The 15,711-nt window shown below is 66.6% G+C and carries 11 protein-coding genes; 5 read left to right on the plus strand and 6 right to left on the minus strand.

Annotated elements, in window-relative coordinates; translation table 11 throughout:
• Nucleotides 1-35: 35 nt before the first annotated feature.
• Nucleotides 36-1,127, plus strand: a complete 1,092-nt coding sequence (locus HS053_RS05230; protein ID WP_174210168.1) for a C4-dicarboxylate ABC transporter — start codon at nucleotides 36-38, stop codon at nucleotides 1,125-1,127.
• Nucleotides 1,128-1,167: 40 nt separating this feature from the next.
• Here the strand turns inward: HS053_RS05230 and HS053_RS05235 are convergent, their stop codons facing one another.
• Nucleotides 1,168-2,370 carry an MFS transporter gene (locus HS053_RS05235; protein ID WP_174210169.1) on the minus strand — a complete coding sequence of 401 codons (1,203 nt, stop codon included), beginning with the start codon at nucleotides 2,368-2,370 and terminating at the stop codon, nucleotides 1,168-1,170.
• 65 nt (nucleotides 2,371-2,435) lie between these two features.
• On the minus strand, nucleotides 2,436-3,512 hold the full coding sequence (torT, locus tag HS053_RS05240) for a TMAO reductase system periplasmic protein TorT (protein ID WP_241699757.1): 1,077 nt from the start codon (nucleotides 3,510-3,512) through the stop codon (nucleotides 2,436-2,438).
• A gap of 74 nt (nucleotides 3,513-3,586) precedes the next feature.
• On the opposite strand from torT, the gene HS053_RS05245 reads away from it, so the two are divergent.
• Nucleotides 3,587-6,463 (plus strand): ATP-binding protein, encoded by a 2,877-nt coding sequence (locus HS053_RS05245; RefSeq protein WP_174210170.1) that lies wholly within the window; start codon nucleotides 3,587-3,589, stop codon nucleotides 6,461-6,463.
• On the opposite strand, the gene HS053_RS05250 is transcribed toward HS053_RS05245, so the two are convergent.
• Complete coding sequence (locus tag HS053_RS05250) at nucleotides 6,444-7,148, minus strand: response regulator (RefSeq protein ID WP_174210171.1); 705 nt, start codon at nucleotides 7,146-7,148, stop codon at nucleotides 6,444-6,446. The genes HS053_RS05245 and HS053_RS05250 overlap by 20 nt on opposite strands.
• Nucleotides 7,149-7,336: 188 nt before the next feature.
• Here HS053_RS05250 and HS053_RS05255 point away from each other — a divergent pair, with 188 nt between their 5' ends.
• The 3 genes from HS053_RS05255 (at nucleotide 7,337) to HS053_RS05265 (ending at nucleotide 11,307) form a co-directional block, all read left to right on the plus strand.
• On the plus strand, nucleotides 7,337-8,281 hold the full coding sequence (locus tag HS053_RS05255; RefSeq protein ID WP_174210172.1) for an ABC transporter substrate-binding protein: 945 nt from the start codon (nucleotides 7,337-7,339) through the stop codon (nucleotides 8,279-8,281).
• 72 nt (nucleotides 8,282-8,353) lie between these two features.
• Nucleotides 8,354-9,385, plus strand: a complete 1,032-nt coding sequence (locus HS053_RS05260) for a quaternary amine ABC transporter ATP-binding protein (protein ID WP_174210173.1) — start codon at nucleotides 8,354-8,356, stop codon at nucleotides 9,383-9,385.
• A complete protein-coding gene (locus tag HS053_RS05265; protein ID WP_174210174.1) occupies nucleotides 9,382-11,307 on the plus strand; it encodes an ABC transporter permease in 1,926 nt (641 codons plus the stop codon). Before HS053_RS05260 ends, HS053_RS05265 begins: the two co-directional genes overlap by 4 nt.
• 7 nt (nucleotides 11,308-11,314) lie before the next feature.
• Here HS053_RS05265 and HS053_RS05270 read toward each other — a convergent pair whose 3' ends face one another.
• From HS053_RS05270 to HS053_RS05280, 3 genes are all read right to left on the minus strand, one after another.
• A complete protein-coding gene (locus HS053_RS05270) occupies nucleotides 11,315-12,436 on the minus strand; it encodes an iron-containing alcohol dehydrogenase (RefSeq protein WP_174210175.1) in 1,122 nt (373 codons plus the stop codon).
• Nucleotides 12,433-13,911, minus strand: a complete 1,479-nt coding sequence (gene glpK, locus HS053_RS05275; protein WP_174210176.1) for a glycerol kinase GlpK — start codon at nucleotides 13,909-13,911, stop codon at nucleotides 12,433-12,435. The genes HS053_RS05270 and glpK overlap by 4 nt, the downstream gene beginning before the upstream one ends.
• Before the next feature lie 73 nt (nucleotides 13,912-13,984).
• Complete coding sequence (locus HS053_RS05280) at nucleotides 13,985-15,706, minus strand: ABC transporter substrate-binding protein (RefSeq protein WP_174210177.1); 1,722 nt, start codon at nucleotides 15,704-15,706, stop codon at nucleotides 13,985-13,987.
• Nucleotides 15,707-15,711: the final 5 nt, after the last annotated feature.

A 15,711-nucleotide genomic window follows, 5' to 3' on the forward strand; every position in this document is an offset into this window, starting at 1 on the left:
GCCGCAGAAGCCCGTAACCACGACAGGAGATGGAAATGACCGAACCCAAGAAGACCCAAACCCCTTCCGAGGCGATCCTTGCCACCCGGCGCAACTTCCTGCGCCAGTCGGTGATGGGGGCCGGTGCCGTGGCGGGGGCCACGCTGGCGGCACCTTACGTCAATGCACAGGCGGCACCGATCAAATGGCGGTTGCAGACCTATTCCGGTGCCCCCCTTGGCGCGCATGTGATCAAGCCGCAGATCGAGGCGTTCAACGTCGCGGCCAACGGCGAAATGGAGATCGAACTTTACTACGCCGACCAGTTGGTCCCCACCGCCGACCTCTTCCGCGCGCTGCAGAACGGCACGCTGGACGCGGTGCAATCGGATGAGGCGACCATGGCCTCGCCGGTCGATATCTCGGTCTTTGGCGGCTATTTCCCCTTCGCCACCCGCTACAGCCTCGATGTGCCAGCGCTGTTCAACTATTACGGGCTGAAGGAGATCTGGCAGGAAGCTTACGGCGAGGTCGAAGGCGTGACCTGGCTTTCCGCCGGGGCGTGGGATCCCCTGCACATCTTCACCGTGGACAAGCCGATCCGCTCGCTGGCCGACATGCAGGGCCTGCGCGTCTTCGGCGTGCCGACGGCAGGCAAGTTCCTGTCGCGCTATGGCCTCGTGCCGGTCACGATTCCGTGGGACAACGTCGAAGTGGCGATGCAGACCGGCGAATTGGACGGCGTGGCATGGTGCGGCTTTACCGAAGCCTATGAGGTGGGCTGGGCCGATGTCTGCAAATATGCGCTGACCAACTCGGTCACCGGCGCGTGGTTCGGCAGCTATTTCGCCAATACCGCAAGCTGGCAGAAGGTGCCGCCGCATCTGCAAGAGCTGTTCAAGATCACCATCGACCAGTCGCATTACTACCGGCAGGTCTGGTATTGGGGCGGCGAGGCAAAGCTGCGGGTCGAGGGCGAGAAGATGGAACTCACCTCGCTGCCGCCCGAGGAATGGGCGCAGGTCGTGACCGATTCCAAGGGCTTCTGGGATGAGGTCGCCGCCTCGTCGCCGCGTTCGGGCCGCGTGGTCGAGGCGTTCAAGAAATACGCCGAGACGATGGAAAAGGCGGGCTACCCCTACCGCTGACATCGGCGGGCCGCACCGGAAGGTGCGGCCCCCTGCCCGTCTAGGCCAGCCTGTGGCGCAGCGCGATCAGCCCCAGCGCGGCAAGTGCCGCGAAAGCGGCCCCGGCAAGAAAGGTCGCCTCTGATCCAAGACCCTGCCACAGCGCCCCGGCAAGCCCGCTGGCCAACAAAAGCGCGCCGCCCGTGATCAGGTTGAACATGCCAAAGGCGGTGCCGCGCAACTCGGCCGGAGCCGCTTCGGCCACCAGCGCCGACAAAAGCCCCTGCGTCAGCCCCATATGCAGCCCCCAGAGCGCGATGCCCAGCGCAAGGCCACCAAGGCCCGGCACCAGCGCCAGGACCAGATCGGCAGCCATCAGCACCACCATCCCCGCCAAGAGCAGCCCCGGGGGGCCCATCTTGTCCGACAGCACGCCCGCAGGCCAGGCCGACAGCGCATAGACCGCATTCATTCCAACCAGAACCAGCGGCACCAGCATGAGCGTCAGCCCGATCTCCTGCGCCCGCAGGATCAGAAAGGCTTCGGAAAACCGGGCCAGCGTAAAGACCGCCGCCACCGCGACCACGGCCCAATAGATGCCGCCCAGCCGCCGCAGTTCATCCCGCGACAAGGGGTTCCTGACCCGACGCAGCCCGTCGGGGCGGGCCGGCTCCTTTACCGCGACAAGGATCAGGCCAAGGGCAAGGAAGGCCGGAACCACCGCCACCCAGAACACCGCACGGAAATCATTGGCAAACACCCACATCAGGGCGATGGCCAGAAGCGGCCCGGCAAAGGCACCGATGGTATCAAGCGACTGGCGCAGGCCAAAGGCGGCACCTCGCCGCCCCGCGGGCGCAAGATCGGCCACCAGCGCATCGCGCGGCGCGCCCCGGATGCCCTTTCCCACCCGGTCGATGAACCGCGCGGCCACCAGCCAGCCCAGAGTCGGGGCAAGGGGAAAGACCGGCTTGGTCACCGCCGCCAGACCATAGCCGATGGCCGCCAGCGTCTTGCGCCGCCCGATCCGGTCCGACAGCGCCCCGGAAAACACCTTGGTCACCGCTGCCGTCGCCTCGGCGATCCCCTCGATCAGCCCCACGGCCAGCGCGCTCGCCCCAAGGCCGACGGTCAGATAGACCGGCAACAGCGCGTGGATCATCTCGGACGAGACATCCATCAGCATCGAGACCAGCCCCAGTGCCCAGATCCCCGCCGGCAAACCCCGCCAGAGAGAGGTTTTCGCCGCCGCTTCATGCGCCATGATACACCCTGCCCTTCGCCGCATCCGGATTGCCGCCACCGGCCTGTGCCATCTTGTGCCTGCTGTCAGGGGCCGCCGCCGGGGGCAAGCGAAAACACCGGCACAAAGCTTGCCGGCGCCAGAGAGCCTTCGGTGACCGATGGCCCGGTGGTGTCGGGCGTCACCACCCGCACGGCGGGCCCCGCGTGCCGGACATCAAGCCGCCCTTCCAGCGCCCGCACCGCCATTTCCACCGCCAGCCGCCCCTGCACCACCGGCGAATCCGTGGGTGCGGCAAGGATACGCCCCCGCATCACGCCACGATAAACCGCATGGCTGAGATAGGTCGAAACCACCGCCACCTTGCCACTCGCCCCCCGCGCCCGCAGGATCGGCACCGCCACCTCGGCCATCGGGCCGCTGCCGATCAGGTAATCGACATCCGGCCACGCCTCCAACGCCTCTTCGACCAGCAAGACCTGCTGCTCGGTGCCGGTGTCGCCATAGCGGGTGATCACGACCTGCGCCGAGCTTTCGGCCAGCGCCGCCCGAAACCCCGCCTCGATGAAAGAGACCCAACCCGCCCCTTCGGGACCGGGAAACCAGGCCACGGTGACGGGCGGGCTACCTGCCGGATGCCGCGCCGCGATGAAATGCCCCGCCGCCGCCCCCATTCCGGCCCAGGGCACGCTGGCCTTGGCGGCAATGCCGCGGTCGTCGATATCGTTGACGGCGGCAATCACCGGCTTGCGGCGGGCAATCTCTTCGACCGCAGGGGTCAGTCCGCCATAGGACACCGCGCCAAGGATCACGGCATCGAATTCATCCCCCGCGCAGCCCCGCAACTGTTCGATCTGCCGCGCAAGGTTGGGATAGCCCCCCGCCTCGAACACATCGAAGCCGACGCCAAGGCGCCGGGCCTCTTCCACCATGCCGTAATTCACCGACAGCCAATAGGCATCCTTGAGGTGGGGATAAAGAATGCATAGCCGCCACGGCCGCGCGGCATGATCCAGCGGCACATAGTCGATGGGCACCGCCGCACTTGTGTCGTCAAAAGCCCGGCTGCGGGTTTCGAGCGGCCAGACCTCGGCGCCCGCCGGCAGGCAGACAAGCAGCCCCGCCGCCAGCATCAGCGCCGAAATCCCGCCGCGCGCCGACATCCCTCTCCCCCTTGCCGCAATCGGTGATAGCCTTGGCAGCGCGCAGACACCCGGCGCGGCCCCGGAGGCGAACCTTGCGGAACTTCGGCTACAAGTCGAGTCTTGGCGGACGACTTTTGCTGGCGATCCTGCTGATCGCCGGCTTTCCGGTCGCAACCGGGGTGCTGGGCTGGGTCGAGTTGCAGGAGGTGGCGCGCAACCAGTCGCGCGTGGTGACCGAAGCGATTCCGGCGATTTCCGAAGTGCGCGGCGTGGCCGAAGAAACCAGTCGCGTCGTCGCCATGGCGCCGGAACTGGCCGCCGTGACCGACGAGGGCCAGCGGCAAGAGCGCGCCGCCTTTCTGTTTGCCCAAGCCGATGCGCTGCGCGACCGGCTGGCCCGGCAGCGCGGCGTGCAGGATGTGGCACTGACCAATGCGCTGGCGGCCGAAGGGGCGGTGCGGCAGGCGCTGTTGTCGATCGACCGACTGGTGCGCCAGCGTCTCAGCCTGATCGACCGCCGCGATGCCCAGTTGCGCGCGGGGCTTGCCGCCGCTGTCGAGCTGACCGAAATCGCCGATACGCTGGTGGCCAATGCGGAAATGGGTGCTTCGGCGGTGATTTCCAGCCTGTATGAGATGGAAAGCGGCACCAGCACCGAAGCCGGGCGGCGGCCCGAAACGCTTGACAAGCTGATCGAGGTCGATCTGTTCCAGATGGGCCTGATGTTCGAGCTGCGGGCCCATGCCTCGGAAATCGGGCTGCTTTTGAACCGTGTGCCGGCCATGCAGGATCAGGATGCATTGCAGGCCCTGCGGGCCGAACTGGACGCGCGGTTCAAGGTCATTTCGCGCCGGCTTGCTTCGGTGCAGGATCCGCGCCGCGCGGAACGGGTGCGGGTCTTGCTGCGCATCATCGGGGCCGGTGCCGCCGCCCCGCCCGAAGCCGCCACCCTGTTCGAGAATGCAGCGCAGGTTCTGGCGGTGACCGGGCGCATCGCCCTTGCGGAAAACGAATTGCGCAGCGCGGCGCTGGCGCTGGAAAGCTCTGCCTCGGTGCTGGCCGACCGGATCGAGGCCAGTGCGGTTGCCGCCGGACAATCGGCGCAACAGGCCATTGTCGCCACGCAGCGGCTTTATGCCTTTTCGTCCTTGCTGGCGCTGGCGCTGTCTTTTGGCGTCTTGTGGTTCTATGTGCGCGGCAATCTCATCCGGCGGCTGGACCTGCTTTCGGCCCGCATGACCCGGCTTGCCGACGGCGATCCGGGCGAGGCGATCCAGCCCGCCGGCACCGATGAGATTGCCCGGATGGAAGGCGCCGTCGAGGTGTTCCGCCTGCAAGGCATCGCCAACCGCAACCTCGCCGCCGAGCGCGAGCGCCACCTTGAAGAGTTGCACCGCCACCGCAATGCGTTGCAGCAGCTTGTCGATGAACAGACCGCGCAATTGCGCAGCGAAGTGGCCGCCCACGCCGCCGCCCGCGACCGGGCCGAGACGGCCGATCGCGCCAAATCGGAATTTCTGGCGATGATGAGCCATGAAATCCGCACCCCGATGAACGGCGTTCTGGGCATGTTGCGCACCCTACCCCGCGACGGGTTGAGCGAGCGGCAGCTCAAACGGCTGGAGGTGGCCCTTGCCTCGGGTCAGGGGCTGATGGGCCTTCTGAACAACATTCTGGATTATTCCAAGCTGGATCAGGGCATTGCCGCGCAAGACATCGTGACCTTCGATCTTGCCGGGGCGCTGGACGACATCGCGCTTCTGATGGCGCCCATGGCCGAGGAAAAGGGGCTGCGCCTGCTGATCCAGCCCGGGCCTGCGGCGCTGCCGCCATTGCTGGGCGACCGGGGCAAGCTGCGCCAGATCCTCTTCAACCTTGTCTCGAATGCCGTGAAATTCACCGACCACGGCGAGGTGCGGATCGCGGCAGAGCCGCTGTCTTCGGCCGGAGCCGATCCGATCTGGCTGCGCTTTACCGTGACCGACACCGGGCGGGGCATCGCGCCCGAGGCGCTGGAGCGGATCTTTGCGCCGTTTGAACAGGAAGGGCCGCAGACGGCGCGCAGCCATGGCGGCACCGGGCTGGGTCTGGCCATCTCACGCCGGCTGGCGGGGCTGATGGGCGGCACGCTGACCGCCGCCAGCCGGGCGGGCGAAGGGGCGCGGTTCACGCTGGACCTGCCGTTCGCCGCCGCGCAGGCCGCGGAACCTACGTTGCCGGCCCCGGCACCGGCGGCCCCGGTGCCGCTCCAGCTTCTGGTGGTCGAGGATCACCCGGTCAACCGGCAGGTGGCGCAGGGATTTCTTGAGGCGCTGGGGCATCATGCGGTGATGGCCGAAACCGGCGAACGCGCGCTGACGCTGGCGGCGCGGAGCCGGTTTGATGCGGTGCTGATGGATGTGAACCTGCCCGATATCTCGGGGGTCGAGGTGACGCGCCGCCTGCGCCAGCACAGCCCCGCCCTTGGCCGCCTGCCGATCCTTGGGGTTTCGGCCCATGTCCAGCCGGAAGAGGTTGCCGCCTGCCACGCGGCAGGCATGGATGCGGTTCTGGCCAAACCGCTGGACCCCGACCTTTTGGCACAGACGCTGGCGCGGCTCTGTCCGACCGCCGGGATCCCCCCTGCCGTACGCGAGACGCTGGCCGATCTGGGCCCGGACCACACCCGCGCCCTGTTGCGCCTGATGCTGGACCGTCTGCGCCCCGAGGCCGAGGCGATTGCCGCCGCCCTGCGCGCGGGCCAATCCGCCGAGATCGAGCGGCGGGCGCATCAGTTGAAGGGGGCGGCGGGGAATTTCGCGCTTCCGGCGCTGGTGGCGCTTCTGGGCGACCTCAGCCGCCCCGGTGCCCGCCCTGCCCCGGATCAGGCCGCCCCCCTGCTGGATGCCAGCGCCGCCGCCGAGCGGGAGCTTGCCCATGCGCTTGCCGCGCTGGAGCGCACGCCTGTGGTCACGACAGCAGCGCGGTAAAGACATAGCCCTCGCCATGCGAGGTGCCAAAGACGCGCGGCAGCTTGGGGTCGTCGCCGAATTTCGCCCGCAGCCGCTTGACCATGACATCCACCGTGCGCGTGCCGGTGTCATTGTGCCGATGGGTGATGCTGGCCAGAAGCCGGTCGCGCGACAGCACGATCCCGGGGTTCAGGACGAAGGTGCGCAAAAGTTCGTATTCCGCCCGGGTCAACTGGATCGTCTCGCCATCGGCGCCACTGACGTGGCGGGCGGCAGTGTCAAAGCTGAAGCCCGCGAAATGCACCACGCGGCGGGTAAGTTGCCGCATCGCCGCCGTGCGCCGCAGCAGGTTCTTCACCCGCGCCAGCAATTCGCGCCGGTTGAAGGGTTTGCAGACGTAATCATCGGCACCCAGCTCCAGCCCGACGATCCGGTCCACATCATCGGTGCGCCCCGACAAAAGGATGATCCCCACTTCCGAACGGGCGCGCTGTTCGCGGGTGATTTCGAGCCCGTCCTTGCCCGACAGGTTGATATCCACGATCAGCAGGTCGGGGCTTTCCTGCGCCAGCACCCGCTCGGCCGCCTCGGCCCCGGCGCAGGCCGTGACGCGATAGCCGAAGGATTCCAGATAACCCGCAAGTGCCGTGCGCGTCACCGGGTCATCTTCGATCACCACGACATGGGCGGAACCCGATGTCATCTGCCGTATCCCCCTCAGCAAGGCCGTCCATTCCTGTTAACATTTTGTAACATCTTTCTCCAGCCTGTTCATCCCGGTGGTCTGACACGTTCACATCCGCTGCCTAATCTTCCCTGTCAGGAAAGCATTCGTCTTTCCGCGAAAACGCGCAGGCCATTCGGCGATGCGGCACAACAGGGACCAAAAACATGCAAAGAACCACCAGACTGCTTCTTGGTGCGGCGATTGTCGCCTTGGGCACCTCACCGCTTCGGGCCGACGATTCGCCGGACCCGATCGTCATTCCGATCCACAACTGGTCCAGCCAGATCGTCATGTCCAATGTGGTCGGGCAGATCTTTCAGGGCATGGGAAATTCGGTCGAATATGTCTCGACCGACAGTCAGGCGGTTTACGAAGCGGTGCGGCTGGGCGATGCCACGCTTGAGCTTGAGGTCTGGGAGGGCGCTTTCGGCGCCTCGTTCCGCTCGGCTCTGGAAAAGGGCGGCATCCATGACGTGGCCAGCCACAATGCGGTGACGCGCGAAGACTGGTGGTATCCGGCCTGGACCAAGGACGCCTGCCCCGGCCTGCCCGATTGGAAGGCGCTGAACGATTGCGCCGCCCTGTTCGCCACGCCCGAGACCGGCGACAAGGGCCGTTTTCTGGGCGGGCCGGTGGACTGGCTGAAACATGATCAGGAAAAGGTCGATGCGCTGGGTCTGAACTTCGTCGTGGTCAATGCCGGGTCGGCGGCGGCACTCTGGGCCGAAATCGCGGCGGCGGAAAAGGACAAGACGCCGATCGTGCTGTTCAACTGGACCCCGAATTTTGCCGAGGCGGTCTGGCCAGGCGAATTCGTGAACTTCCCCGAATGGGTCGAGGGCTGCGACAAGGATCCGGCCGTCGGCCCGATCCCGGACAAGACCTATGACTGCGGCAACCCGGCCAACGGCTATCTCAAGATCGCAGCCTGGGACGGCATGAAGGACAAATGGCCCAAAGCCTATGCCACCCTTCAGAAAGTCAGCTTCACCAATGCCCAGATCGCCCAGATGGCCAAGCTGGTCGATGTGGACGGGATGGAGCCGGAAGACGCCGCCACCGCCTGGCTTGAGGCGAATGCCGACACCTGGAAGCCCTGGACTGAATAGCCCGCCCACGGGGAACCGACCCATCCGGCCACCCGGTTGCTCCGGGTGGCCCACCCTGCTCTGGAGGCTGCCTTGACGGAAAATGATGTGGTGATTTCCTGCCGGAACGTCTGGAAGGTGTTCGGCGACCGGCCCGAACGGCTGGCCCCCCGGCTGACGGCGCAGACCACTGCCGAAGACCTGCGGGCCACCGGCCAAATCGCCGCGGTGCGGGATGTCTCGCTGGATATCCGCCGTGGCGAGATGCTGGTGGTCATGGGCTTGTCCGGTTCAGGAAAATCGACGCTGGTGCGCTGCCTTGCCCGGCTGCTGAACATCACCGCCGGCGCGGTCACGGTCGAGGGCCGCGACATCGGCAGGCTGACGGAAACCGAACTGATCGACCTGCGCCGCCGCAAGATGGGCATGGTCTTTCAAAGCTTCGGCCTGCTGCCGCACCGCACCGCGCTGGAGAACGTTGCCTTTCCGCTGGAAATGCGCGGACAGGACCGCCGCTCGCGCATCGCCCGCGCGCATGAGATGCTGGCGCTGGTCGGGCTGAAGGGCCGCGAAGGCTATTTCCCGCGCGAACTTTCTGGGGGCCAGCAACAGCGCGTCGGGATCGCCCGCAGTCTGGCAGTCGAGCCGGACATATGGTTTCTGGACGAACCCTTCAGCGCGCTTGATCCGCTGATCCGGCGCGAGATGCAGGACGAGTTTCTGCGGCTGAAGGGGATGCTGGCCAAGACAATCGTCTTCATCACCCATGATTTCGACGAGGCGCTGCGCCTTGCCGACCGCATTGTCCTCATGAAGGACGGTGCTGTCGAGCAGATCGACACGCCGGAACGGATCGTGATGGCCCCCGCCACCCCCTATGTTGCCAAATTCACCCAAGCGGTGGACCGCTGCCGCGTGATCCGCGCGGGCGCTGTGGCGCAGCCGGTTCAAGGCCCGCCCCCCGAAGGCACCGCCCTGCCCGGGGCCGAGACGCTGCACGCGCTCGCCCGCCGGATCGTCGGCGACAGCCGCCCGCTGATCCCGGTGGCCGATGCCCGGGGCGGCATCGCCGGGGTGCTGGACCGGCAGGCGGCGCTGGACCTGTTGCTGGGGCCGGTTGCATGAAGGGGCGGAGCCTGCCCGAAGGGGGGCGCGTGGCGCTGGCGCTGCTGATGGCCACCTTGGCGCTGGTCGTTTTGCGCAACCTGCTGCCCGATCCGCTGATCCGGTTGCCGCAGACGCTGATCCTGCCCTTTGCCGACTGGATCAATGCCGTCTTCGCCTTTGCCCGTGACGATCTTGGCCTGATGCGTGTCACCCGTGCCTTTTCCGACGTGGTGGAGGTCTGTCTGGATGTAACCGCGAACCTGCTTTACGGCAAATCGCGCTGGCCCCGGCTGGGTCCGATCCCTTGGGTCGTGATCGCGGCCAGCGCCGCCGTTGCGGGCCACGCCCTTGCGGGCTGGCGGCTGGCGGCGCTGGCGGGCGGCACCTTTATCTGGATCGCCGTCATGGGCCAGTGGAAATGGGCGATGGAAACGCTGTCGGTCATCCTTGTTGCGGCGCCATTCTCGGTTGCGCTGGGGCTGGCGCTGGGAATGCTGGCATGGCACTCGCGCCGGGCCGAGCGGGTGCTGAACCCGATCCTGAACATCGCGCAATCGCTGCCGCATTTCGCCTACATGATCCCGGTCGTGGTCTTTATCGGGGTGGGGCCGAAGGCGGGCGCCATCGTGACCATCATCTTCTCGGTGCCGCCGATGATCCGCATGACGCTGCTGGGCCTGCGCGCCGTCCCGGCCGAAATCATCGAAAGCGGCAGGATGAGCGGCACCACCCGCCTGCAACTGATGACCCGGGTGCGCCTGCCCGCGGCGCGGACCGAATTGCTGATCGGGGTCAATCAGGTGATCATGCAAAGCTTGGCCATGGTGGTGCTGGCCTCATTCATCGGGATGCCCGGGCTGGGGCAGAAGCTTTTGCAACTGTTGCAGGCGCTGAAGATCGGGCTTTCGGTGGAAATCGGCATCACCATCGTGCTTCTGGCCATCGTGCTGGACCGGATGTCCAAGGCATGGGCGGTCAGACAGCCCTCGCACCATGACGAGGGGTCGGGTTGGCTGCAACGCCACCGGCATCTGGCGGTCTGGGCAGGGCTGGTCGGCCTTGGCTTTGCGCTGGTCACACTGCACCCCTATTTCGCGGTGGTCGAGCGGGCGCAGGCCCTGAGCATGGCCGGCCCGGTCGATGCCGCCGTCGGCGCCTTCATCGACATGGTGTCGCCCGTGACCGACTGGCTGCGCTGGTTCCTGATCACATGGGTTCTGATCCCGCTGCGCGACGGCTTTCTGTGGCTGCCGGTTTCGGCGGTGCTGGTGTTTCTGGCCGGGATCGGCTGGGCGGTGGGCGGCCCGCGTTCGGCGCTGATCTGTCTGGCGTTCTTTCTGCCCATCGCGCTGTCGGGCTGGTGGGACCGGGCGATGATCACGGTCTACACCGTCTTTGTCGCAGTCACGCTGGCGCTGCTGATCGGGGTGCCGCTGGGCCTGCTGGGCGCCGCGCGGCCCGGGCGGGCGCGGCGGTTCCTGTTGATCTGCGACACATTGCAGACCTTTCCGAGCTTCATCTACCTTATTCCCGTGGTGATGCTGTTCGGGGTGAACGATGTTGCGGTGATTGCCGCCGTCATGGTCTTCGCCACGGTGCCGATCATTCGCTATACCATCGAGGGGCTGCGCAGCATCCCGCCCGAGATCGTGGAATCAGCGCAGATGTCGGGCGCGGGGCCGGGCCAGATCCTGTGGCATGTGAAGCTGCCGCTGGCGGTGCCGACCCTGATGGTGGGGGCGAACCAGTCGATCATGTTCGCGCTGTTCATGGTGATCATTGCGGCCTTCATCGGCACGCAGGATCTGGGGCAAGAAATGCAACGCGCGCTGTCTTCGACCGATGTCGGCAAGGGGTTGGTTCTGGGCTTCGCGGTGGCCTTCATGGGGTTGATGGCGGATCACCTCTTGCTGAAATGGGCAAGGGGACGGGGGACATAGGCCGCTCTCAGGCGGCCATGGCCAGAATCTGCATGAGGTCGGCCGGCGACAGGGCCACCGGATTGCCCTTCATCGAAGAGGCGGTCCGCGCCGACTCGGCCACCTGCGCATGATCGGCCGGGGCAAGGCCCTGCGCCGTCAGCCCCGGCAGGCCCGCCTCGCTGGCCCAGCGGGCCAGCGTTGCCGGGGCCTCGGCCCCGCCCAGCGCCGCGGCGATCAGGTGGCACACCTCGTCCAGCCGGGCGGCGGCGGGGCCGGTGGCCCGCGCCCGGTTCAGCGCCAGCACCGGCCCCAGAAGGGCACCGCAAACCGCACCATGCGCCGCCGGGCTGACGCCGCCGATCGGTCCGGCCAGCCCATGCACCGCCCCGAGGCCGCCATTGGCCAGCGCCATGCCGCCCGACAGGCTGACCCAGGCCATCGCGTCACGCGCCGCCGCATCCTCGCCCCGCATCAGGCAGGTCAGCGCGGCAAGGCCCTGTGCGATGGCCGGACGGGTCAGCGCATCAGTGAAAGGGGTGGCGCGGTTCGAGACATAAGGCTCGATCACCTGTGCCAGCGCATCAAGGCCCGAGGCCAGCGTCACCCCGCGCGGGCAATGGTCGGTCAGCGCCGGGTCAACAATCGCCAGCCGTGCCAGCATCCGGTCATCGCGCAGGCTGACCTTGCGGCCATGGTCCGGCAGGCCGATCACGGCATTCTTGGTCGCCTCGGCCCCGGTGCCGGCGGTGGTGGGCAGCGCCACGAAGGGCAAGGGTCGGGCGACAAGCGGCAGACCGCGCCCCACCACCTCAAGATGGTCCATCGGCCCGCCCGGTGCCGGGATCAGTGCGGCCAGCGCCTTGGCCATGTCCAGCACAGCGCCACCACCAAGACCCACGACCACATCGGGCGCAAAGCCGCGCGTTTGCGCCAGCGCCGCCTCCAGCATGGGCAAGGTCGGTTCCCCTGCACAGGGCAGGCGCTGCACCTCGGCATCCGGCAGGTGCAACCAGTCGGCGCGGCGGGCATCGGCGCCATGCACCACCAGCACCCTCGCCCCGAAGCTGCGGATCAGCGCCGGCGCCTTGGCCGCCTCGCCCCGCCCGAACAGGATCTGCCCGGGCGCCAAAATGGCAAAGGGCGTCATACCGCCATCGTGGCGGCAACCGCCCTGCCCCAGCGGGCATATTTCGCGGCGCGCACTTCCGGCGCCATCGCCGGGGCAAATCGGCGCTGCAAGGCCCAGCTTTTCTGGAATTCTTCCGGCGCGGGGCAAAGCCCGGCCTGCAACCCGGCCAGATAGGCCGCGCCCAAGGCGGTGGTTTCGGTCACCACGGGCCGGTCCACCGGCGCCCCCAGAATATCGGCCAGAAACTGCATGGCCCAATCGCTGGCCACCATGCCGCCATCGACGCGCAGCACGCCATCCGCCGCCGTGCCCCAATCGGCGCGCATCGCCTCCAAAAGGTCACGGGTCTGGAAACCCACGCTTTCCAGCGCCGCCCTGGCCAGTTCCGCCGGGCCGGAATTGCGGGTCAGCCCATAGACCGCGCCCCGGCACTCGGGTCGCCAATAGGGCGCGCCAAGGCCGGTAAAGGCGGGCACCAGCACCAGATCCTGGCCCGGGTCCGCCGCCTCGGCCAGCGCCTGCGTCTCAGCCGCGCTGCGGATGATCTTCAGCCCGTCGCGCAGCCATTGCACCACGGCGCCCGCAATGAAGATCGAGCCTTCCAGCGCATAGGTGGTCTGCCCGTTCAGCCGGTAGGCGATGGTGGTCAGCAGCCGGTTCTTCGAGGGCACCCTCTGCGCCCCGGTGTTCAGAAGCGCGAAACAGCCGGTGCCATAGGTGGATTTCATCATGCCCGGCGCAAAGCACGCCTGCCCCACGGTTGCCGCCTGCTGATCGCCCGCCACGCCGCGAATGGGAATGGCGCGGCCGAACAGCGCCGGGTCGGTGGTGCCGAAATCATCGGCACAGTCCAGCACCCGGGGCAGCATCGCCATGGGAATGCCGAAGAGCGCACAGATATCGGCGTCCCATTCCCCGCTGGCGATGTTGAAGATCAGCGTGCGCGCCGCATTGGTGGCATCGGTGACATGCGCGCGGCCCCCGGTCAGCCGCCAGATCAGGAAACTGTCCACCGTGCCGAAGGCCAGCTTGCCCGCCTCGGCCCGCGTGCGGGCGCCTGGAATATGGTCCAGCATCCATTTGATCTTGGTGCCGCTGAAATAGGGGTCAAGGAGCAGGCCGGTGCGGGCGGTGATCATCGGCTCATGCCCGGCGTCGCGCAGGGCGGCACAAATGTCGGCGGTGCGGCGGTCTTGCCAGACGATGGCATTGTGAAGGGGTTCACCCGTCTCGCGGTCCCAGATCAGTGTGGTTTCGCGCTGATTGGTGATGCCGATGGCGGCAACCTGCGCCGGATCGGTGCGCGACAGCACAGCGCGGGCGGTGGAAAGCGTGGTTTGCCACAGGTCTTCGGGATCATGCTCGACCCAGCCTGAGGCGGGAAAGTGCTGTGCAAACTCTTCCTGCGCCGAATTGATGGGCGACAGGCCAGTGGAAAACAGGATCGCCCGGGTCGAGGTGGTGCCCTGATCAATGGCAAGGATTTGGGACAAGTCGGGCCTCCTGCGGTCGGTCGGAAATCGGGGGGCGAAGGCCATGGCCCCGCCCCCCGACAGGATCGTCAGATCACTTCTGCCAGGATTTGATCAGCTCGTCATAGGCGATGGTCTCGCCCTGCGGCTTTTCATTCTCCAGCTTGGCCACCGGCGCGCCGGGGGCGTCAAGCCAGACCTGCGGATCCTGCTCTTCGTTCATCACCGGGCCCAGATCGCCCTGAGCGCCGGATTTCTCCAGACGGATCAGCACTTTCTCCTGCTCGGCGCAGAGGCTGTCGAGGGCCTCCTGCGGGGTCTTGGCGCCCGACATCGCATCGCCGATGTTCTGCCACCACAGTTGCGCCAGCTTGGGATAGTCCGGGATATTGGTGCCGGTCGGCGACCATTGCACCCGGGCGGGCGAACGGTAGAACTCGACCAGACCGCCCAGTTTCGGCGCGCGGTCGGTGAAGGACTGATGCTGGATCGTGCTTTCGCGGATGAAGGTCAGCCCGACATGGGATTTCTTCACGTCCACGGTCTTCGAGGTGACGAACTGCGCATAAAGCCATGCGGCTTGGGCGCGGTCCACCGGGGTGGATTTCATCAGGGTCCAGGAACCGGCATCCTGATAGCCGATCTTCTGGCCGTTCTGCCAATAGGCGCCGTGCGGCGAGGGGGCCATGCGCCATTTCGGCGTGCCGTCCTCGTTCATCACCGGGGTGCCGGGTTCGACGGCGGCGGCGGTGAACACGGTATACCAGAACATCTGCTGGGCAATCGCCCCCTGCGCCGGAACCGGGCCGGCCTCGCCAAAGGTCATGCCGGCGGCGGCGGGCGGCGAATACTTTTGCAGCCACTCGATCGCTTTGGTCACGGCATAGACGGCCGCAGCGTCATTGGTCGAGCCGCCGCGCGCCACGCAGGAACCGACGGGCTGCGATTTCTCGTTCACCCGGATGCCCCATTCGTCCACCGGCAGGCCGTTCGGCTCGCCCACGTCACCCATGCCGGCCATCGACATCCAGGCATCGGTATAGCGCCAGCCAAGGCTGGGGTCTTTCTTGCCGTAGTCCATGTTGCCATAGACCGAGGTCGGCCCGCCCATATAGGACATGTCGCGGCCGGTGAAGAATTCCGCGATATCCTCATAGGCCGACCAGTTGACCGGAACGCCAAGGTCATAGCCGTACTTGGCCTTGAAATCGTCCTTGGTCTTCTGGTCGTTGAACCAGTCGTAGCGGAACCAGTAGAGGTTGGCGAATTGCTGGTCGGGAAGCTGATACAGCTTGCCATCCGGCCCGGTGGTAAAGGACTTGCCGATGAAATCGTCGATGTCCAGCCCGGGGTTGGTGACCGCAGCCCCCTCACCCGCCATCCAGTCGCTGAGGTTGCGGGCCTGCTGATAGCGCCAGTGGGTGCCGATCAGGTCGCTGTCGTTGATATAGGCGTCATAGATGTTTTCGCCCGACTGCATCTGCGTTTGCAGCTTTTCGACAACATCGCCTTCGCCGATCAGGTCATGGGTGATCTTGATGCCGGTGATGGCGGTAAAGGCCGGGGCCAGAACCTTGGATTCGTATTCATGGGTGCCGATGGTTTCCGAGACCACCTTGATTTCCATGCCCGCATAGGGCTTGGCCGCGTCGATGAACCATTGCAGTTCGGCTTCCTGCCCCGCGCGGTCCAGCGACGACAGATCGCCGATTTCGGCATCGAGAAACGCCTTGGCCGCGTCCATGTCGGCAAATGCCGGCAGGCCGAAAGCCACCAGCGCAAGCGCCATGGCTGTTGTAGTTCCACGAATTCTCATTAGAT

Origin of the sequence: Tabrizicola fusiformis, from assembly GCF_013328815.1 — a bacterium.
GTDB lineage: Bacteria > Pseudomonadota > Alphaproteobacteria > Rhodobacterales > Rhodobacteraceae > Fuscibacter.